The organism is Pandoraea iniqua, from assembly GCF_902459685.1.
GTDB lineage: Bacteria > Pseudomonadota > Gammaproteobacteria > Burkholderiales > Burkholderiaceae > Pandoraea > Pandoraea iniqua.
The window spans coordinates 600,386-621,048 of the sequence record NZ_CABPSF010000001.1 but is presented as its reverse complement, the minus strand read 5'-3'; the positions used below and the strand labels follow the sequence as shown (position 1 = coordinate 621,048).

Here is a 20,663-nt window from a genome sequence, read left to right as displayed (position 1 = left end):
TCACGTTCGCACGCTCGCCGCCGACAAGTTTCTGATCCGAACCTAACGACAACTCACTCTCCACCGGATTTCGTCACATGCCGATTCTCGAAAGCAAGCTCAACCCGCGCGGCGAGGAATTTGCCCGCAACGCGGCCACGATGCAGACGCTGGTCGACGACCTGCGCGAGCGCATTGCGCAACTCTCGGGCGGCGGCGGCGAAGCCGCCCGCAAGAAGCATGTGGCCCGTGGCAAGTTGCTGCCGCGCGAGCGTGTGCAGCAACTGCTCGATCCGGGCTCGCCGTTTCTCGAACTCTCGCAACTCGCCGCGATCGGCATGTATCACGACGACGCCCCGGGTGCAGGCATCATCACCGGCATCGGCCGCGTGTCGGGTCAGGAGTGCGTGATTGTCTGCAACGACGCCACGGTCAAGGGCGGCACCTACTACCCGATGACGGTCAAGAAGCACCTGCGCGCGCAGGAGATCGCCGAGCAGAACCATCTGCCGTGCATCTATCTGGTCGACTCGGGCGGTGCCAACCTGCCGAATCAGGACGACGTCTTCCCCGATCGCGATCACTTCGGCCGCATCTTCTACAACCAGGCGACGATGTCGGCGCAGGGCATCCCGCAGATCGCCGTGGTGATGGGCTCGTGCACGGCCGGTGGCGCCTATGTGCCCGCGATGAGCGACGAGTCGATCATCGTGAAAGATCAGGGCACGATCTTCCTTGGCGGCCCGCCGCTGGTGAAAGCCGCCACGGGTGAAGAAGTCAGCGCCGAAGACCTCGGCGGTGCCGATGTGCACACGCGTCTGTCGGGCGTCGTCGATCACTTTGCACAGAACGATGCCCACGCGCTGTCGATCGCGCGCAGCATCGCCGCGAACCTGAATCGCCGCAAGCCGGCCACCGTCGCCGTGAAGACGCCGGTCGAGCCGAAGTACGACCCGCGCGAAGTGTATGGCGTGATTCCCGCCGACACAAAAAAGCCGTTCGACGTGCGCGAAGTCATCGCGCGTCTGGTCGACGGCTCGGAATTCGACGAATTCAAGGCGCGCTACGGCACCACGCTCGTGTGCGGCTTCGCGCACCTGTGGGGCTATCCGGTCGGTATCGTCGCGAACAACGGCATTCTGTTCTCGGAGTCGGCGCAAAAAGGCGCGCACTTCATCGAACTGTGCTGCCAGCGCAAGATTCCGCTGATCTTCCTGCAAAACATCACCGGCTTCATGGTCGGGCGCAAATACGAAAACGAAGGCATCGCCAAGCACGGCGCCAAGATGGTGACGGCCGTCGCCACGGCCAACGTGCCGAAGTTCACCGTCATCATCGGTGGCTCGTTCGGTGCCGGTAATTACGGCATGTGCGGGCGCGCGTATTCACCGCGCTTCCTGTGGATGTGGCCGAATTCGCGCATCTCCGTGATGGGCGGCGAGCAGGCGGCGTCGGTGCTGGCGACCGTCAAGCGCGACGGTATCGAAAGCAAGGGCGGTCAGTGGAGCGCCGCCGAAGAAGACGCGTTCAAGCAGCCGATTCGCGATCAGTACGAGCGCCAAGGCCATCCGTACTACGCCAGCGCCCGCTTGTGGGACGACGGCGTGATCGACCCTGCCGATACGCGCACGGTGCTCGGGCTCGGCCTGTCAGCCGCGCTCAATGCGCCGATTCCGGAAACGCGCTTCGGCCTGTTCCGCATGTAACGAAGACACCGGCCCCTTCCCTATATCGCTTGTTGCGTGAAAGGGGCCGTCAAGGATTTGCCGCCATGAACCTTGCCACGCTCAAACTCAGCGTCGACGCCCACGTCGCCACGGTCACGCTCAACCGTCCCGACGTTCGCAATGCTTTCAACGAAACGGTCATCGAAGAGCTGACCGGCACGTTCCGCGCGCTCGCCGATAACGACGACGTACGCGTGATCGTGCTGGCCGCCGAGGGCGTCGCCTTCTGCGCCGGTGCCGATCTGAACTGGATGAAGAAGATGGCCGGTTACTCGGACACCGAGAACCGTGCCGACGCGATGACGCTCGCCGTCATGCTCAACACCATCTACCGTTGCCCGAAGCCGATCATCGCGCGCGTGCAAGGCGATACGTATGCCGGTGGCGTGGGCCTCGCGGCCGTGGCCGACATCGTGGTGGCCGTCGACACGGCGCACTTCTGTCTGTCGGAAGCGCGCCTCGGGCTGATTCCCGCGACCATCGGCCCGTATGTGATTCGCGCGCTTGGCGAGCCCGCCTCGCGCCGCTACTTCCTCACCGCAGAGCGCTTTACAGCAGCCACCGCGCAGCGTCACGGTCTGGTGCATGAAGTGGTGAGCGCCGACGCGCTCGACGCCACCGTGCAAGCCCTCGCCAAAGCGCTGGCCGATAACAGCCCGAATGCCGTGAAGGAATGCAAACGCCTCGTGCAGGACTTCGCCAGCCGCACCATCGACGACGAGGCCATTGCCGAGACGGCTGACCGTATCGCCACGATCCGGGCGTCCGACGAAGGCCGCGAAGGGGTGCGCTCGTTCCTAGAGAAGCGCTCGCCGTCGTGGCGCGACGCGTCCTGAGCCTGAAAAAACCGGCAATTTCGTCGCGGAAAGTCGAAGTGAAGTCGAAGTGAAGTCGAAGTGAAGTCGAAGTGAAGTCGAAACATCGCGACATTGCCCGCAACACGGTTACAAATTTATTTTGGGAGGGGTGACGGCGGAGATGCCGCAACGTTATCGACAGGTTTTAAGAATTTATCGATAACGTCGAGCTATAGCTCGCAAGAGCACGATATTTCACGCCATTTCCGCCTATTGCCCTGCCAAATTGCTTTGCCTACCATGCGCCCATCCCCCACCTCCGGCCCCGTCCAGCAACGCACCTTGCGTATGCCTGACGACGGCCAGCCGGGCGAATCGACAACGGTGCATCCGCACCTGCGTCGCCCGCCCCGGCGCATGAAGGAGTCAATGATGGACGCCCCTATCCGGCAAGCTCAAGGGCACCCCCCCGCCATCGCCGAACCCACTGCACGCGTTGACGCGTCAGGCCCCGGCAATCTCGCGGCACGCAGTCAGCGGCAGGTCTGGCACCCCTGCACGCAGATGAAGCAGCAAGCGAAGCTTCCCCTCGTCGCGCTCTCGCATGGCGAGGGCCCGTGGCTGGTCGATACCGACGGCCAGCGCTACCTCGACGCGATCAGCTCGTGGTGGGTCAATCTGTTCGGTCACGCGAATCCGCGCATCAACGCGGCGCTGATCGACCAGCTCGGCCGTCTGGAGCACGCCATGCTCGCGGGTTTCACGCACGAGCCCGTTGTCTCGCTCGCCGAGCGCCTGTCGGCACTCACCGGCGGCGTGCTCGGCCATGCGTTCTTCGCGAGTGATGGCGCGTCTGCCGTCGAAATCGCACTCAAGATGAGCTTTCATGCGTGGCGCAATCAGGGCCACAGCGACAAGCGCGAATTCGTGTGCGTGAAAAACGGTTATCACGGCGAGACGCTCGGCGCACTGGCCGTCACCGATGTCGCCCTCTTCCGCGACGCGTATGACCCGCTGCTGCGCCACGCTCACGTGGTGGCATCGCCCGACGCACGTCTCGCCCGTGACGGCGAAACGGCGGAGGACGTGGCCTATCGCGCGGCGGCCGAACTCGATTCGCTGCTCACGCAGTGCGAGGGCCGAGTCGCCGCCGTCATCGTGGAGCCGTTGGTGCAGTGCGCCGCCGGCATGGCGATGCACGACCCGGCGTATCTGCGCGAAGTGCGCGCGCTGTGCGATCGCCACGGCGCACACATGATCGCCGATGAAATCGCCGTCGGCTGTGGCCGCACCGGCACCTTCTTCGCGTGCGAACAAGCCGATGTCTGGCCCGACCTGCTCACGCTCTCGAAGGGCATCAGCGGCGGTTATCTGCCGCTCTCGCTGGTGCTCTCGCGCGATGCCATCTACGACGCGTTCTACGACGACGACACCGCGCGCGGCTTTTTGCATTCGCACTCGTACACGGGCAATCCGCTCGCGTGCCGCGCGGCACTCGCCACGCTCGATATATTTGCCGACGACGACGTGCTGGCACGTAATGGCGCACGCGCCGAGCGCCTGACACAAGCCCTCGCGCCACTGGCCGACGATGCGCGCGCCATGCACTTCCGCCAACGCGGGATGATCTGGGCCTTCGATGCGAAGCTGCCAGAGACTCCCGGCGCCGCCGGTGCATTCACCAAGCAGTTCTACAGCGAAGCGCGGGCCCGTGGCGTGTTGCTGCGTCCGCTCGGCGCAACGGTGTATTTGATGCCGCCGTACGTGCTCGACGACAGCACCAGCGACTGGCTGGCGGAACAAACCATCGCCGCGTTCGATGCCACGATGCGTCAGGGCTTCGACAGCATGGGGAGGGCCGCATGAGCGCACATCCCTTGCTTGAACGCCTTGAAGCCGGTCTCGCCGAGATCGACCGCGCGCATCTGCGACGCACGCATCGCGTGGTCTCCACGCCGTGCCAGCCGCATTTGTGCGCAGATGGCCGCGACGTACTCGCCTTTGCCAGCAACGACTATCTCGGTCTCGCAGCACACCCGAAGATCGTGGAAGCGCTGATCGACGGGGCACGGCGCTACGGCGCAGGCAGCGGCGCCTCGCACCTGATCAGCGGTCACTCGCAGGCGCATGCGGAACTCGAAGCCGCGCTCGCCGACTTCATGTCGCCGCATCTGGTCGAAGGCCGCGCGCTGTACTTCTGCACCGGCTACATGGCCAATCTGGCGACGATCTCCACGCTCGCCACCAAGGGCGCCGAGATCTTCTCCGAGGAACTCAATCACGCCTCGCTCATCGATGGTGCGCGTCTCTCGCGCGCTCGCACGCATGTCTACCCGCACGGTGACGTGCAGGCGCTCGCCGCGCTGCTCGAAGCCAGCGAGGCCGAGACGAAGCTGATCGTGACCGACGGCGTGTTCTCGATGGACGGCGACATCGCACCGCTGCCGCAGTTGCTGGCACTCGCCGAGAAGCACAACGCGTGGCTCATCGTCGACGATGCGCACGGCTTTGGCGTGGTCGGAGAGAACGGTCGCGGGGTGTTCGAGCCCTTCGATCTGCGCTCGCCGAACCTCGTCATCATCGGCACGCTCGGCAAAGCGGCGGGTGTCGCGGGTGCTTACGTGGCCGCGCACAAGAGCGTGATCGAATGGCTCGTCAATCGCGCGCGGCCATACATCTTCACCACGGCCGCCGCCCCCGCGCAAGCGCAGGCACTGCTCACCAGCCTCGCGCTGATTCGTGGCGACGAAGGCCGTGAGCGACGTGCAACGTTGCAAGCCCGCATCTTCCAACTGCGCAGTTCGCTCAGGCTCAAGCACTGGCGGCATATCCCGTCGCCGACGGGTGTGCAGCCGATCATCCTTGGCGAAAATGCGGCGGCCCTGCATGCGCAGGCCGGGCTGGCGGAAGCCGGCCTGTGGGTGCCGGCCATCCGGCCACCGACCGTGGCCCCGGGAACCTCGCGCCTGCGCGTGACGCTCTCGGCCGCTCATACGCAGGACGACGTCGCACGGCTCGTGACGGCGATCAACCAACTCGACCGCGACTGGACCGCTCACGCCCATGGCTAATCAAGACCTCATGACGCCGGTCACCGAGCGCCCGACGCCCGCACGCCACGCCTTTTTCGTCACCGGCACCGACACCGAAATCGGTAAGACGCTTGTCTCGTCGGCGCTGCTGCACGCGTCCGCGCGCCGTGGCCTCGTCTGCGCCGGACTGAAGTCGGTGGCCGCAGGTGCCATCGAAAGCGACGGCCGTTACGTCAACGACGATGTCGAGCAGTTGCACGACGCGAGCAACCTCAAGCTGCCCGACGACTGGTACTGCCCGTACGTGCTCAAGGACGCCACGGCGCCGCACATCGCCGCCGCCGAGGAAGGTATCGACCTCGACTGCGAAGTGATTCGCGCCGGTTACGCCCGCGTGGCCGCACGCGCCGATCTGGTGATCGTCGAAGGCGTGGGTGGCTTCCGGGTGCCGCTGGGCGCCGGCAGCAACGCGCTCGATACTGCCGATCTGGCCCGTCAACTCGGCTTGCCGGTGATTCTCGTGGTCGGCCTGCGGCTCGGCTGTATCAACCACGCGTTGCTCACGGCCGAAGCCATTGCTGCGCGGGGGCTGACGCTGGCCGGCTGGGTCGCCAATCACGTCGATCCGGAGATGCGCCACGCGGAAGCCAACATCGACGCCATTGCGCAACGACTGCCGGCACCGCTGCTCGGCCGCATTCCGCATCTGTCGCACCCCGACGCGGCCACCGCCTCCGGATATCTCGACATCACGCCGCTGCTCGATCACACGCCCGCGCCGCGCTAATGCGCTAGCGCGCGAATGATCGAACCGACAGAAATTACACAGAATTCAAGGAAACACACCATGCAAGTTCATGCCCACACCGCCGCTCACGGTCACGACGAAGCCCTGCGCCAAAACGACAAACCTTGGCGCGTCGACGAGATCGAGGCGTTGTTCGCGCTGCCGTTCAACGACCTGATCTTCCGCGCCCAGCAAGTGCATCGCGAACACTTCGATGCCAACGCGGTGCAGCTCTCGTCGCTGCTCTCGATCAAGACCGGCGGCTGCCCGGAAGACTGCGCGTACTGCCCGCAGTCGGCCAAGTACGATACCGGCGTGGACGCCGAAAAGCTCATGCCCATCGCCGAAGTGCTGTCCGCCGCGCAAGCCGCCAAGGACGCCGGTGCGACGCGCTTCTGCATGGGCGCCGCATGGCGCAGCCCGAAGCCGCATCAGGTCGATGCCGTGGGCGAGATGGTGCGCAGCGTGAAGGCGCTCGGTCTGGAAACGTGCGTCACGCTCGGCATGCTGCGCGACGGTCAGGCCGAACAACTGCGCGAAGCCGGTCTCGACTACTACAACCACAACCTCGATACGTCGCCTGAGTTTTACGGCCAGATCATCACCACGCGCACCTATCAGGACCGTCTGGACACGCTGGCTCGCGTGCGTGAAGCCGGTCTGAAGGTGTGCTGCGGCGGCATCGTCGGTCTGGGCGAGACGCGTCGCGAACGCGCCGGTTTGATCGCGCAGCTGGCGAACATGTCGCCGTACCCGGAGTCGGTGCCGATCAACAACCTGATCAAGATCGACGGCACGCCGCTTGAGAACAACGAGAGCGTCGATCCGTTCGATTTCGTGCGCATGATCGCCGTGGCGCGTATCACCATGCCGCGCGCGATGGTGCGCCTGTCGGCCGGCCGCGAAGAGATGGACGAAGCGCTGCAATCGCTGTGTTTCCTCGCGGGCGCGAATTCGATGTTCTACGGCGACAAGCTGCTGGTCACGCAGAACCCGCAGGCCGAAGCCGACCGTCAGTTGCTCGCGCGTCTGGGCATGCGCACGTCGACCGAGGCGAAGCTGGGTGCCGACGCCGCCGTTGGTTGCGGCGAGGCCGAGGGCACGTTGTCGGCTTGCAAGACACACTGACGCACTGAAGCATTGACGCAGCGCGTTGCTGACGGCAGCAATGGCCGCGATGACAGTGATGGCTTCGACGTAAGGACGAAACGCCGGTGACGCGGCAAGCATCGCAGCAGACGATGCGGCGGCACCGGCGGTGATGGATAGCAAGAAAGTAGCGATATAGCAGCAGGACAGAAGCAGGCGCGAGTGCGCCGGCGGTTCGCCACAAGCGAGCCTGCCGGGTGCGAACGTCGCCCCAATCGATCATTATCCGGAGGCAATATGTTCGACAAGATCCTCATCGCCAACCGCGGCGAAATCGCCTGCCGAGTGGCAGCCACTGCCGCACGTCTGGGCATTCGCACGGTCGCCGTCTATTCCGACGCTGACGCGCAGGCCAAGCACGTTGCCGTGTGCGACGAGGCCGTTCACGTGGGCGGTGCGGCCGCACGCGACAGCTATCTGCGCGTCGACGCCATCATCGCCGCTGCCAAGGCCACGGGCGCCCAAGCGATCCACCCGGGGTATGGCTTTCTGTCCGAGAACGAAGCGTTCGCGAAGGCCTGCGACGACGCCGGTATCGTCTTCATCGGCCCGCCGGTCGGAGCCATCCACGCCATGGGCAGCAAGAGCGCGGCAAAAACGCTGATGGAAGGCGCTGCCGTGCCGCTCGTGCCGGGCTATCACGGCGAGAATCAGGACGCCGCCTTCCTGCACGCCCGCGCCGACGAGATCGGCTACCCGGTACTGCTCAAGGCCAGCGCCGGGGGCGGCGGCAAGGGCATGCGCGTGGTCGAGCGCAGCGACGACTTCCGCAGCGCACTGGCGTCGTGCCAGCGCGAAGCGGCCAGCAGCTTCGGCGACGAGCGCGTGCTTGTCGAGAAGTACCTGACGCGTCCGCGTCACATTGAAATTCAGGTGTTTGCCGACACGCACGGCAACTGCGTCTATCTGTTCGAGCGCGACTGCTCCGTGCAGCGCCGCCACCAGAAGGTGCTGGAAGAAGCCCCCGCACCGGGCATGAGCGCCGAGCGCCGTCAGGCCATGGGCGACGCCGCGTGCAACGCCGCGCGTGCGGTCGGTTACGTGGGGGCGGGCACGGTCGAGTTCATCGCCAATCAGGACGGCTCGTTCTACTTCATGGAGATGAACACGCGCTTGCAGGTCGAGCACCCGGTCACCGAAATGATCACCGGCCTCGATCTGGTCGAATGGCAACTGCGCGTGGCCGCTGGCGAAGTGCTGCCGCGCAAGCAGGACGAACTGCGCATTCATGGCCATGCGCTCGAAGCGCGTATCTACGCCGAGAACCCCGACAACAACTTCCTGCCGTCCACGGGCACGCTCTCGACGCTGCGCCCGCCCGCGGCCGTGCAGTTCGAAATCGGCAGTGGTGCGACGCCGGCCGCCGTGCGTATCGATTCCGGTGTGCGCGAAGGCGACACGATCTCGCCGTTCTACGACCCGATGATCGCCAAGCTGATCGTGTGGGGACAAGACCGCGACGAAGCCCTCGCCCGCATGCGCCGCGCACTGGGCCAATACCGTGTGGTGGGCGTGCAGACCAACATCGCGTTCCTCGGACGGCTGGTCGCGAGCGAGCCGTTTGCCGGTGCCGATCTCGACACGGGCCTGATCGAGCGCCATCGCGACACGCTGTTCCCGGGGGCTGCCCCCGTGCCCGCCACGACGCTGGCGCTGGCCGTGGCCGCACAACTGGCTCGCGAGGCCATCGTCGGCCGTCGCAAGTATCAGGACAGCATCGATCATCACTCGCCGTGGCAACTCGCCACCGGCTGGCGTCTGAACGGCGACTACCGCCGCACGCTGTCGTTCGATCAGGGCGAAACGCGTCACGACGTTGTGCTCACGAGCGGCGCACAGGCCAGCACGCTCACGGTCGATGGCGAAACGTATCCGTATCGCTATACCCATGACGGCGGCGTCTATCGCGTGACGCTCGGTGAGCGCCGTGTGCAGGGGCACGTCGACTTCGAACACGCGCTCGCTCACGTGTTTGCCGACGGTCAGTCGTGGGCATTGCGTTGGCACGACCCGCTCGCGCAGGCCGGGGCACAGGAAGGCGGCGAAGGCCGTCTGACGGCGCCGATGCCGGGCAAGGTCATTGCGGTGCTCGCACCGGCCGGCACGAAGGTCGAGAAGGGCGCGCCGCTGCTCGTGATGGAGGCGATGAAGATGGAACACACCATCAGCGCCCCCGCCGACGGCGAGATCGAGGAAGTGCTGTACGCCGTGGGTGATCAGGTGCCCGAAGGCGCGCAGTTGCTGGCGTTCAAGCGGTAATCAAGCGGCATCAAGCAGCATCAAGCGGTAAGTGAAATGGTAAGCCGGGGGCGGGTTCGGGGCGGTATCAGACTGCCCCGCCGTGCCCCTCGCCCAGAATCGTCTGACGCCGGAATTGCTCCGGCGTCAGCCCCGACTGGCGGGTGAACATTTCGATGAACGCCGACGGCGTGGCGTAGCCCAGATCGAACGCGATCGACTTGACCGTGTGTCCGGCTTCCAGCCTTTCGATGGCGCGCAGAAAGCGCAACCGCTGCCGCCATTGTCCCAGCGTCATCCCCAATTCCACCAGACAGTGCCGCGCCAGCGTGCGTTCGGTCAGCGATGCCGTCTGCGCCCATTGCGCAAGCGTGCGGTTGTCGCCGGGTTCGCTTTGCAACGCCTGCAAGATGTGCACGAGTGCCGGTGAATTCGCCTGCGGCAGAAAGCGCGGTTCGGCAGGCGCGAGGGCCAGTTGATCGACGAGCACCTGCGCCAGACGTTTGTCGGCATCGGTACGGGGGGAGGCCACGCCCCGCTCGGCAAAGTCCGACAGAATCGCCCGCAGCAGGCCGCTGATACGTAAGGTGGCCGCATGCGACGGCAGGACGTTCGCCAGCGACGCATCGATGTACACCGACCGGTAGATCACCGCGTGCGCGTTGAAGCTGGCGTGCGCCGCTTTCGGCGGAATCCAGACGGCGTACTGCGGCGGCGAGAGATAACGCGCGCCTTCGATTTCGAGCTGCATCACCCCATTCGCCACGTAGTTGAGCGTGCCCCAGTCATGACGATGCGGCACCCACGCCGTCTGTGCGTCGAACTCGTCGTAGCGGAAGTACACCGGATACGGCAGCGTCTTGAAGGTGGGCCAGTTGTAACGTACGGTCATGGCGCGGCGAAAGGATGTTCGGGTCGGTCGAGACGGCAACGGCAAGTGACAACTTGAATGCCGCGGTTCGACGGTTCGGTCAGGCAAACGTGTGCGGCGCGTGAGACATCCGTGCCACTGCATCGCACGTCGGTGCATCTTACCCGCTCCGTGCGGGTGTTCCGCCCGGACCGGACGCGTGCGCTGCATCGACCTGCGTTCGGTGTCATGCTCCCGGTTGATACGTGGCCAAAGCGGTTTCGGACGCCACGTTGCACGTACATGGAGAACATATGACTATCGGATTTCTCGGTCTCGGCACGATGGGCGCGCCCATGGCGATCAATCTCATCAAGGCGGGCTTTTCGCTGCAAGTCTGGAATCGCTCGCGCGGCCCGGTCGACACCGTCGCCAAGGCCGGGGCACAAGCCTGCGACACCCCGGCAGACGCGGCACGCGGTGCCGACGTGCTCATTGCCATGCTGGCCGACGACGAGACGAGCCGCGTCGTGCTGAACGACGGCGGCGCACTCGCGGCGCTGGCGCGCGGCGCCATCGTCGTGAACATGGCCACCGTGTCGCTCGACTTCGCGCGCGAGATGCAGGCGAAATGCGACGCGCTCGGCTTGCGCTACGTCGCCGCCCCGGTGCTCGGCCGCGTGAACGTGGCGGAAGCCGGCAAGCTCAACATTCTCGCCGCCGGTGCCCCCGATACCCTCGCGCAGGTGCAGCCGCTCTTCGACGTGCTCGGTCAGCGCACATGGCGCTTCGGCGACGTGCCGGAGCAAGCCAACGTCGTGAAGCTCGCGTCGAACTTCATGATCGCGAGCGCCATCGAGACGATGAGCGAAGCCGCCGCCCTCACGCAAGGCCATGGCGTGCCCGGTGCCGACTTCCTCGACATGATCACGACGGCCGTGTTTGCGGTGCCGGCCTATACCGGTTACGGCGGGGCGATTGCCAAACAGGTTTTCGAGCCGGCTGGCTTCAAGCTCTCGCTCGGCGCCAAGGACGTGCGCCTTGCGTTGCTCGCCGGCGAAGCGGCCAACGTACCGATGCCATTTGGCACGGTGCTGCGCGATAACCATCTCGACAGCCTCGCGCACGGCGAGGGACATCTGGACTGGGCAGCCCTCTCGAAGGTGGCAGCGCGCCGTGCCGGGCAGGACGACACCACGGACTGACCTCCGTGCCTCTCGTCCTTGTCTCTGGCCACCTCAACGACAGGGAATTCGAAACGCCGCAGATAGCGGCGTTTTTTATTTTATTTGGGGATCGTTCTTAGAAACGCGATAGGTGTTCGCGTGATGTCGTCGCAGCGACGGGCTTTTGACGACAATGGGAATTTTCATCAGGATTCCGAACCGCTGTTCAACAATATTCTCGGTGTCGATATCAACCACGCGCAGCCACGCTGCCCGACACCATGACACAACGTCTCCCTCTGCTTACCGGTCCGCGTGCCCTTGCGCTCGCGGCCAGCCTCGCTCTGTCCACGCTGCCGGCCGGCGTTCATGCGCAGAGCAACGTCACCCTCTACGGCACCCTCGACTCCGGTTTTGTTCACGCCAATCACGTCGCCAGCAACAACGGCCCGGTCGGTTTATCGCAAATCACCAGCAACATCATGTCGGGCAGCCGCTGGGGCCTGCGCGGCACCGAGTCGCTCGGCAACGGCCTCACGGCACTCTTCCAGATCGAAAGCGGCTTCGATGCCGTCAACGGTAAACAAGGCAATGGCGGCCTCGCGTTCGGCCGTAAGGCCATCGTCGGCCTGAAGGCGAATCAATGGGGCGAGGTCACGATCGGCCGCCAGTACGACCCGGTCGTCAACCTTGTGCAAGGCCTCACCGCCGACGGCTATTTCGGTGGCTTCTTCGCGACGCCGGGCGACGTCGACAACTACGACAACAGCGCGCGCATCAACAACTCGATTCGCTATGCCACGCCGAACTACGGCGGCCTGCAATTCGAAGGCATGTATGCGCTCGGCAACGTCGCAGGCAAGACGGGTTCCGGCCGCTCGTATGGTCTGGCTGGCGCGTACAGCAACGGGCCGCTCGCCCTCGGCGCGGGCTTCTTCTTCGCCGACGGTGGTGGAAAAATCGACGAAAAGGCCGATTCGGCGAGTCGAGGCTTTCGCGAATGGTCCGGCAGCGCCGGTTCGCTGTTCAACTCGCCGATCAATCGCGGCTTGAGCACGGCAAGCAAGGTGCGAATCGCGCGCGTCGGCGGCAAGTACGCCATCGGGCCGGCCATTCTGGGGGTGTCGTATTCGCACGCCCAATACGCCAGCGACGGGCTGTCGGCTTTCAGCGGAACGGCCAAGTTCGACACGATCAATTTGTTCACCAGCTATGCACTGACGCCTGCCCTGAGCACTGGCCTCGGCTATAGCTACACGCGTCTGCGCGGACCGAACCAAACGGCGGCGCATTACAACCAGTTCAATGCCGGCGTGAGCTACGCGCTGTCGAAGCGTACGGCCACGTATGTCATCGGCGGCTATCAACAGGCGACCGGCAAGACGCTCGACGCATCGGGATCGAAGACGGTCGCAGCGAACGCCTCCGTCGGTTCGTATGGCATCGATGCGGGCGCACGCACGCAACTGTTGCTTGGTATGGGTCTGAAGCACAGCTTCTGACCCCACGTTGCACGATCGGCCCAACCTCGTTTATTCATGCGGGTTTGGGCCGATTTTCCTAATGAAATAAGCTACTTATCATTCAAACGATCGTTTGGATGTTTTCAACTTAATAGCTAATGAAAATTCATTATTTCGAATTTTCAGGGTTTACCCTATTCGGGAAAGTATTTAGAATTCGTCTCTATCAAAAGTTGATGCAGACGCAACCGGCAGTCCCTTGCTTTCGAAGTGCTTTCGGAATCGATTCGCGGCGGTGGGTCTTGCCGCGAGTGAGCGAGTGAATTCGGGAGAAGGGTTGTGAGTTTCGTCAGTTGGTCGTTGATTGCCTTCGTCGCCATTGCTATTTCGGCGGCGCGTGTGAATCAACTGCATCGCAAAGCCACACGTCTGGCGGCATCGGCGCATATCGATCGCGTCTTGCGTTACCGCCGTAGTCATCGCCGCACGCCGTGCACACGCATTCAGTTCAAGGACGCCGCGTAAAACGCTTTTCGCGCAGTGTCCGGAAGCAGTAGCAGTAGCAGTAGCAGTAGCAGTCTTTGGTAATTCAGTAGTTGGCAGTTCGGCTTTATCGCTGTACTCGCATCACCCGCAGTCCTGTCGTTCAGAAGGTCTTGCATCAATGCAGTCCCCGTCGCAGTCCGGCGGCTTCAGCAGTCGTAGTGAAATCAAGCTTTACCCGCAGTGGTAGTCCGCAGTACTTATTGCTGTTTTCCGGCGCTCGTGTCATGGCCGGATGGAGAGTCATCCCTCCCTGCTGTTACGAGGCATCGCTCTCACGCGTCGAAGCCGTACCGCCGCCAGTCTTTCGGGCGGCGGAGCGCGCGCCCACAGCCTCGTATTGCCCACGCGTTGCAACAGACAACCCGACGCCCCGATTTCCGAGTCTCAACTCCCGGATTGCGCGTGCGTTTGTGGTCACGCACGCCCTCGTTATCGCGTGGGCGCCCGGCATGTGCCTACCCGCGCAACATGCCCGACGTATTCGAAAAAGAGAAGATTGTTGTCATGAACACCGACCCAGAGCGCATTACCGTCACCCTCAAGCTGCACCCGAACGATTTGAAGCAACTCGACAAGGCCTGCCAACGCGTGGGCATGAAGCGCGAAGATTTCTGCGTGCTCGCCACGCATCTGGAAGGCTCGCGCGTCCTCAACGGTGAAGGGCTGGCGACGCTGGCACGCCCGTTCGGCTTTGCCGCCGCCATTCCGGCCGTCCTGCGCTCGGCGTTCTCGCGCCTGTGCGTGCGCTGATCGAACCCGTCAGCCGAACCTGTCAGCATCCCCTCGCGCGTCTGTCACCGGTCCGGCGAGCTCGCCTCGAAGACCACCATGCCGTCGCGCCCGTCACGTTTGGCGCGATAGAGCGCGCGGTCTGCCTGTTGCAGCCACGCCTGCGGACTGTCGAAGCTCACCGAGAACGGCACCAGTCCGATGCTGACGGTGCATTCGGCCAGCGATAGCGACTGGCCGTCCGTGTCCGGCATTTGCAGCTGTAACTGGGCTTCGGCCTGCGCCACCCGCGCGCGCAGGTCCGCCAGTAGGTGGTGCATCAGGTCCTGCCCGGCGACGCCACCGGTGTTCACCAGCACCGCACCAAACTCTTCCCCGCCATATCGGCCCACGGCATCGATGTCGCGCAGCCGTTGCCGCAGCAAGCCCGAAAAGCGCCGCAACGCCGTGTCGCCGGCAGCGTGACCCAGCGTGTCGTTGATGCGCTTGAAATGGTCGAGATCCATCAGCACCAGACAAGCCGGTTGCCCCGTGGCTGCGCAATGCGTGTAGATGTCTGCAAGACGTTGCTCCCACGCGCGGCGATTGAGCAAGCCCGTGAGGCCGTCGTGCTGCGACAGATATTCCATCTCGCGCGACCGATTGGCGAGTTTCTGCGCGAGATCGTAGGTGACCTTACCGAGCGCAATCGGATACAGGATGATCATCGGCAGACACGTGATCACGTTGAACGTGTCCGACGCCGGCGCCCACGCAAAGCCCAGTAGCGCAATGCCGACCAGCACCCCCGCCACGTTGGCGAGTACCCCCTGCCAGAACAGCCGCACCCCGCCGGCACTGATGTTGTCCATCGACATCATCGCCAGCACGACCACACTCGGCAGCAAGTTGAAATGCATGGCGGCGACCCAGAAGCCGCCGAATGCCGAGTCGGTCAGCAGATTCCACCGCTCGGCGCGATACGGCACCGGGCGCGAAAGCGCCAGCAGACAGGCCACATGGGGCCACACGAAACCATTGAAGATGAGCAGCGCCCAGAGCCACGACGCAATGGCCGGGTCATGACGGTAGAAGACACCGGCAACACAGAAGAAGCCGATCGCGAGGCCGATGGTGCGCAGGCGGTAGATGCGGCGCACAAAGCGCTTGCCCTTGCCTGCGACGGCAGAATCAACCCCGAAAGACGACGCCGCGGTGCGACGCTGTGGCGAGCCGTCGGCTTGCGCCGGACGGCCTTGTGGACTTGCTGACACCATGCTGCTCCGATCACCTGTCACGAAACGCGCACGATGCGAGTGCACCGTGGGGCTGCCGATGGCCATGCGTTGCGCCGCTACTGCCCGGCGACGGCACGCCAATCCCCGCCTCGCGCCATTCTACCCGCGGCCGATGGTCTCCCGGCAATAGCCACGCGACGCTGTTTGCGGTAGCGAGCGCGTGACAGCAATCAAACGCGGCATCGACGACACGTCTGAAACCCCGCATCGTTTGTCTTAAATTCGCTATGTCGAAATCACACATCGGGCGGACAATTCGTCCCGTACCCTGCCGCGTGATGGTGTCGCGCCAACGCCGGGCCACGTCTCCCGGCGCTTCGGGGACACCCCGGCGAGTCCTCACGGCACCGCACACGGCATCGCAAGACTTCGTTCAACGCCCCACGCCGCCAGCGCTTCCGGCCGGCCGGGCAACCGGCTACCCGCCATCGACTCATGTTCAATTTCATCCTGCCGTTGACTGCCGTCCTGATCTGGTCGGTCAACGTGATCGTCAACAAGCTCTCCGTCGGTCATATCTTTCCCGCTGAAATCGCGTTTCTGCGCTGGTTCGCCGCCGGGCTGATCCTCACGCCGTTCGCGTTGCCGGCACTCTGGCGTCACCGCACGCAGTTACGGCCCCATCTCGCGCAATACGCCGCACTTGGCGTGCTCGGCATGGCGATCTATCAGGGCCTCGCCTACTCGGCGGCGCACTACACCAGCGCCACCAACATGGGGATCATTCTCTCGCTGCTGCCTCTCACCACGCTCACGCTGGCCGTCGTGGTACTGGGCGACGTACTCACCGCCGGCGCCGTCGCGGGCGGCCTGCTGTCGATCTTCGGTGTGCTGTTTGTGGTGGGTCACGGCTCGATCACCCATCTGGCCGATCAGGGCATCGGCGTCGGCGACGCCATGATGTTCGCCGCCATGCTCGCCTACGCGATCTACTGCGTGCTGCTTCGCAAGTGGCACCTCCCGCTCGCGCCGTTGCCGTCGCTGTACGCGCAGATCGTCTTCGCAATCGTGGCGTTGCTGCCCTTCTACCTCGCGTCGCAGAAGACCGGCATCTCGATGGACAATCTGCCGCAACTGGCCTTCGCCACCATTCCGGTGTCGATTCTCGCTCCCTTCATCTGGATGATCGGCGTCGCCCGTATCGGACCGCGACGCGCCACGGTCGTCATCAATCTGGTGCCGATTTTCACGGCGCTGATTGCGGCCTTCGGTCTCGGCGAACAGCTCGCGATCTATCACCTCGCAGGCGGCGCCCTCATTTTGGCCGGCGTCGCCTTGGGCGAGTTCTGGCACCTGCCGATCCGGAAATCCCGAGAGTTGGCGCCGAAATTGCAATAAGACTTGGGAAGCGTCCGATAAATTTTGTGCGCATAAAGTGGCCCACTCTTTATAGAGGGCCACGTGTCACGCATGGGGAGGAGAGCGATATAACGTCGCAAGACGCGGGGGGATTGATTAGGCTGTGTGACTCGTCAACGGAGTTCCGCCATGCAAACGAATCCACTCGCGCTGTTTGGAGACCATCTGGCGCACTTGCGTAAAGCACGTGGCTGGTCGCAGGAAAAGCTTGCGCTCGAGAGCGGTCTGGCCCGCTCGTACGTCAGCGGCATCGAACGCGGCCGGCGCAACGTCGCGCTTGTGAATATCTGCGTACTCGCCGACACGCTCGGTGTGCCCACATCGGAGATGTTGCGCTTCTCGCAAGCGATCACCGGCACCGACACCGCCGCCATCGGCGCGGGGCGCACGCCGCTGCCGCAGATCAGCCGTTCGCTCGGGCGGCTCGAAAACCGCGATCAGGTCTGGCTCGCGGAAATCATTCGCAGCTTGAGTTCGCGGTTGAGTCACGCTAACGCGCCGGCCGGCCCGTCAAGCATCGATCAACGCGTCGACGGACATTTCGACGGCGACAGCGATGCAGATGACGATGGTGATGACGATATCGATGACGATGTCGACAGCGAGTGCCGCGAACTCAACCACGACACGCTCGATACCCTCGATAGGCTCGATACCCTCGACAAACTCAATACGCGTCCTTCGCCAGTGATCGAACCACGCTTCGACCATCACCCACCGGCACCGCATCCGTCTACAGCGACAGCGCAAGACTTTCGCGCGTCAGGTGACATTTCACCGCCCGTTCGCGAGCCCGACGCGGATCGCTCGTTAGCGCGCGACGCCGCACGTGATATCGACCGCGACGATGTGCAACGCTCCCCCGTCGTCGACGAGGAATGACCCAGCGCACGGCAAGCGTCATCTAGGACATCGCGCAAAGTCCGATCACACTGCGACGACTTTGCGTGATGGTTCGTCTTATTGACGTGTCGCCGCGACGTGGAAATTCGTCTCTCATCCGCACCCGAACGTCACGCCGATCATGTCAATCGACATCGATACGCTGCAACGCCGTCCGTCGGGAATACCCCGGACAGCACGGGACTTCGGCGAATATCTTGCCTGCGATCCCGTCGTATCGAAACCCATTCTCATTGCCCGTCATCACACGCCGCGCGCCGACACTGAGTGACATCCCGAAAGGAAATAAAGAGAGTCATCTCCCGGCGTCACGCGCGTCTCGCAATGTCACACTTCGCGTTTTTCATTGACTGGAAGCGCGACTACGCACGTCACAGCGTCAACTTGACCAACGTGACCACCGCAACACTACGCAGCGTAGCGTGACCCCATCCTTCGGAACCCCGCACTGCTTGTGCCTTCTCCGAAAGTCAGTTCAGAGGCGACGTTGCACACTATGCAGTCCGTGCCTCGCGAACGGGTATACCCAAGAGGCCGTCCCCGATGCCGGTTTTTTGCTTCAATCTTCCTGTCCCCAACAAGGAAATTTTTAGTATGGACTCCAATTTATTCAGATTCGGCAGGCACCTTGCCGGCTTACGTAAGAAATATAACTGGGCGCAGGACAAGCTCGCACTGGAGAGCGGGCTCGCCCGTTCGTATCTCAGCGGCGTGGAACGCGGCAAGCGCAACATCTCGCTACGCAATATCTGCATTCTGGCCGACACGCTTGGGTTGCCGCCGCATGAATTGCTCGCGTTCGACGGCGCACACGCGAGCGCGGCCGACGGCACGATGTCGATTCCTTGCGACCCGTATCCGTCCCTCAACCGGGCCATGCAGAAATTATCGGATCGCGATCAGGCGTGGATGGCCGATCTCGTGCGCACGTTGAGCCTGCGACTGGGGCATGGCCTGTTGCGCGAAGAGTGAGTACTGGCGATGACAGCAGCGCGTGGGCGCGTGCGCCGATCCGGTCGCGTCAGTCGTTCCCGAGGAACGCCTCCACGGCACGATGAAACGCGATCGGATTGGCCAGATTCATGCCGTGCGAGGCATCCTGAATCAACATGCGGCGCGCTTCCGGCATGGCATAGGCCAGCGCATTGAGCACATCGGGATAGGGAGCCGGGCTCTCCGCCCCACCCATAAGCAGCACCGGGGCGTGCAACGCGCCCAGCGCATCGATGGGCAGCGGCGTGCGCGGCTCGGCCACTTGCCCGATCAACGTCCGGGCGTTGTCCCGCACCATCTGCTTGAACCACGGCACCATGCGCCGCCACGTGTCCGGGCCACTGACCGTGTCAATGAAGATGGCGAGTCCGCCATCGATATCGCCGGCTTCAATGGCGCTCAGCGCCTGTTCACGGAAGTTGCCGCGTTCGCTGTCGAGCGGCACCTGAACGGGGCCGCCGCTGATTTCCACGCCGGGGTCGGCCAGAATCAACGATCGCACCGTATCGGGCGCCAGCAGTGCCGTGCGCAGCGCAACATAGCCGCCGCGCGAGTGACCGAGCACGTGCACCGGGCCGACGCCGAGCGCCGTGATGAAGGCCGCGAGGTCTTCGGCGTGTTGCTCGCCGGAGAACGTGCCTTCGTGACCGTCCCATGCTTCCGGCCAGTAGTGGCGCAGGCTCACCGAAATGACGCGCCGGCGTTGCCCCAGCGGCGCCATGTTCGGCTTGAAATAGCGCAGATCGCAAAGCGAGCCGTGCACCAGCACGAGGGGTGCGCCGACGGCGTCGTCGGGGGCTGGCGTTTCGACATACGCCATCGGGTAGCCGTTGACGTCGATCGTTTGCGGGGTAGGGGCCGGCATGGGGGTGGCACTTCTGGTGAGACAGGGCCGCCAGTATACCGAGCTTGCCGGGGCCTTGCCGGCGGGGGCGCTGGTGTATCCTTGCGGCTCTCCTCATTCCTGCGGCACGACGTCATGGCACTCAAAGCCACCATTTATAAGGCCGAGGTGCAAATCACCGACCTCGATCGCCATTACTACGCCACACACAACCTGACGCTGGCGCGCCACCCGTCGGAAACCGACGAGCGCATGATGGTGCGCCTGCTCGCCTTCATGCTCTATGCGGCGGAACGCCTGTCGTTCGGCAAGGGCATTTCGACGGCGGACGAACCCGATCTGTGGGAACTCGATTACGGCGACGACATCGTGCGCTGGATCGACGTCGGCCAACCCGACGCGCGACGCCTCATCAAAGCTGCCGGCCGGGCGGAACACGTCGACGTCATCGCCTACGGCGGCAAACCCGCCGCCATCTGGTGGCAAGCGACCGAAACCCAGATCACGCGTCTCTCGAACCTGACCGTGCGCATGCTCGACGAAGCCTCCGCCGAAGCCCTGACCGCGCTTGCCGCCCGCAGCATGCGTCTGCAATGCACGATTCAGGACGGAGAAGTCTGGATCGCGGACGACAGCCACAACTTCGCCGTGAACCTCACCACGCTGCGCGAAGCCAAGCGCGACTGAGCCCGGACCGGGGGCTCTCCCGACTACGCGGGGTACCACAAGCTGCGTTACACTTGACGTTAACGTAAATCGAGTGAACCCGCCCGCACGCGGCGGCGTGGCTACCACGCTGCCTCGGGCTTGCCCCGCTAGCCGCT

18 protein-coding genes are annotated in these 20,663 nt (G+C 64.0%); 15 read left to right on the top strand and 3 right to left on the bottom strand.

What is annotated here, in order from left to right:
• Positions 1 to 77 precede the first annotated feature (77 nt).
• The 7 genes from PIN31009_RS02690 to PIN31009_RS02660 all read left to right on the top strand — a co-directional run bounded on the left by PIN31009_RS02690 (position 78) and on the right by PIN31009_RS02660 (position 9,730).
• On the top strand, positions 78 to 1,685 hold the full coding sequence (locus tag PIN31009_RS02690; protein ID WP_087690050.1) for a carboxyl transferase domain-containing protein: 1,608 nt from the start codon (positions 78 to 80) through the stop codon (positions 1,683 to 1,685).
• A gap of 65 nt (positions 1,686 to 1,750) precedes the next feature.
• On the top strand, positions 1,751 to 2,542 hold the full coding sequence (locus tag PIN31009_RS02685; RefSeq protein ID WP_150789220.1) for an enoyl-CoA hydratase/isomerase family protein: 792 nt from the start codon (positions 1,751 to 1,753) through the stop codon (positions 2,540 to 2,542).
• 393 nt (positions 2,543 to 2,935) lie between these two features.
• Positions 2,936 to 4,369, top strand: a complete 1,434-nt coding sequence (gene bioA, locus PIN31009_RS02680) for an adenosylmethionine--8-amino-7-oxononanoate transaminase (protein ID WP_150789219.1) — start codon at positions 2,936 to 2,938, stop codon at positions 4,367 to 4,369.
• Positions 4,366 to 5,574 (top strand): 8-amino-7-oxononanoate synthase, encoded by a 1,209-nt coding sequence (bioF, locus tag PIN31009_RS02675; RefSeq protein ID WP_150682898.1) that lies wholly within the window; start codon positions 4,366 to 4,368, stop codon positions 5,572 to 5,574. Before bioA ends, bioF begins: the two co-directional genes overlap by 4 nt.
• On the top strand, positions 5,567 to 6,322 hold the full coding sequence (gene bioD / locus PIN31009_RS02670) for a dethiobiotin synthase (RefSeq protein WP_058376999.1): 756 nt from the start codon (positions 5,567 to 5,569) through the stop codon (positions 6,320 to 6,322). Before bioF ends, bioD begins: the two co-directional genes overlap by 8 nt.
• Positions 6,323 to 6,382: 60 nt before the next feature.
• Positions 6,383 to 7,450: a biotin synthase BioB gene (gene bioB, locus PIN31009_RS02665; protein WP_150789218.1), complete on the top strand. Its 1,068-nt coding sequence runs from the start codon at positions 6,383 to 6,385 to the stop codon at positions 7,448 to 7,450.
• 258 nt (positions 7,451 to 7,708) lie between these two features.
• Positions 7,709 to 9,730, top strand: a complete 2,022-nt coding sequence (locus PIN31009_RS02660; protein ID WP_150789217.1) for an acetyl/propionyl/methylcrotonyl-CoA carboxylase subunit alpha — start codon at positions 7,709 to 7,711, stop codon at positions 9,728 to 9,730.
• A 67-nt stretch (positions 9,731 to 9,797) separates the two neighbouring features.
• Here PIN31009_RS02660 and PIN31009_RS02655 read toward each other — a convergent pair whose 3' ends face one another.
• Entirely contained in the window at positions 9,798 to 10,601 is an 804-nt protein-coding gene (locus PIN31009_RS02655) for an AraC family transcriptional regulator (RefSeq protein ID WP_150789216.1), read from the bottom strand.
• Positions 10,602 to 10,873: 272 nt separating this feature from the next.
• Between PIN31009_RS02655 and PIN31009_RS02650 the strand changes: the two genes are divergently transcribed.
• From PIN31009_RS02650 to PIN31009_RS02635, 4 genes are all read left to right on the top strand, one after another.
• A complete protein-coding gene (locus PIN31009_RS02650) occupies positions 10,874 to 11,764 on the top strand; it encodes an NAD(P)-dependent oxidoreductase (RefSeq protein ID WP_150789215.1) in 891 nt (296 codons plus the stop codon).
• Positions 11,765 to 12,006: 242 nt separating this feature from the next.
• Positions 12,007 to 13,227, top strand: coding sequence for a porin (locus PIN31009_RS02645; RefSeq protein WP_150789214.1), 1,221 nt, complete (start codon positions 12,007 to 12,009; stop codon positions 13,225 to 13,227).
• A gap of 300 nt (positions 13,228 to 13,527) precedes the next feature.
• Positions 13,528 to 13,713 (top strand): hypothetical protein, encoded by a 186-nt coding sequence (locus PIN31009_RS02640; RefSeq protein WP_150789213.1) that lies wholly within the window; start codon positions 13,528 to 13,530, stop codon positions 13,711 to 13,713.
• A 525-nt stretch (positions 13,714 to 14,238) separates the two neighbouring features.
• Entirely contained in the window at positions 14,239 to 14,484 is a 246-nt protein-coding gene (locus PIN31009_RS02635) for a hypothetical protein (protein WP_058376993.1), read from the top strand.
• Between the two features lie 44 nt (positions 14,485 to 14,528).
• Here the strand turns inward: PIN31009_RS02635 and PIN31009_RS02630 are convergent, their stop codons facing one another.
• Positions 14,529 to 15,719 (bottom strand): diguanylate cyclase, encoded by a 1,191-nt coding sequence (locus PIN31009_RS02630; protein ID WP_150789212.1) that lies wholly within the window; start codon positions 15,717 to 15,719, stop codon positions 14,529 to 14,531.
• 456 nt (positions 15,720 to 16,175) lie between these two features.
• Between PIN31009_RS02630 and PIN31009_RS02625 the strand changes: the two genes are divergently transcribed.
• The 3 genes from PIN31009_RS02625 to PIN31009_RS02615 all read left to right on the top strand — a co-directional run bounded on the left by PIN31009_RS02625 (position 16,176) and on the right by PIN31009_RS02615 (position 18,974).
• Entirely contained in the window at positions 16,176 to 17,078 is a 903-nt protein-coding gene (locus PIN31009_RS02625) for a DMT family transporter (protein WP_150789211.1), read from the top strand.
• 150 nt (positions 17,079 to 17,228) lie between these two features.
• The gene (locus PIN31009_RS28140; RefSeq protein WP_246185484.1) at positions 17,229 to 17,981 is read left to right on the top strand and encodes a helix-turn-helix domain-containing protein; all 753 of its coding nucleotides are present in this window, start codon (positions 17,229 to 17,231) and stop codon (positions 17,979 to 17,981) included.
• 615 nt (positions 17,982 to 18,596) lie between these two features.
• Positions 18,597 to 18,974, top strand: a complete 378-nt coding sequence (locus tag PIN31009_RS02615) for a helix-turn-helix domain-containing protein (RefSeq protein WP_150789210.1) — start codon at positions 18,597 to 18,599, stop codon at positions 18,972 to 18,974.
• A 49-nt stretch (positions 18,975 to 19,023) separates the two neighbouring features.
• Here PIN31009_RS02615 and PIN31009_RS02610 read toward each other — a convergent pair whose 3' ends face one another.
• Entirely contained in the window at positions 19,024 to 19,860 is an 837-nt protein-coding gene (locus PIN31009_RS02610) for an alpha/beta fold hydrolase (RefSeq protein WP_150789209.1), read from the bottom strand.
• Between the two features lie 114 nt (positions 19,861 to 19,974).
• Here PIN31009_RS02610 and PIN31009_RS02605 point away from each other — a divergent pair, with 114 nt between their 5' ends.
• A complete protein-coding gene (locus PIN31009_RS02605; RefSeq protein WP_150789208.1) occupies positions 19,975 to 20,526 on the top strand; it encodes a YaeQ family protein in 552 nt (183 codons plus the stop codon).
• Positions 20,527 to 20,663: the final 137 nt, after the last annotated feature.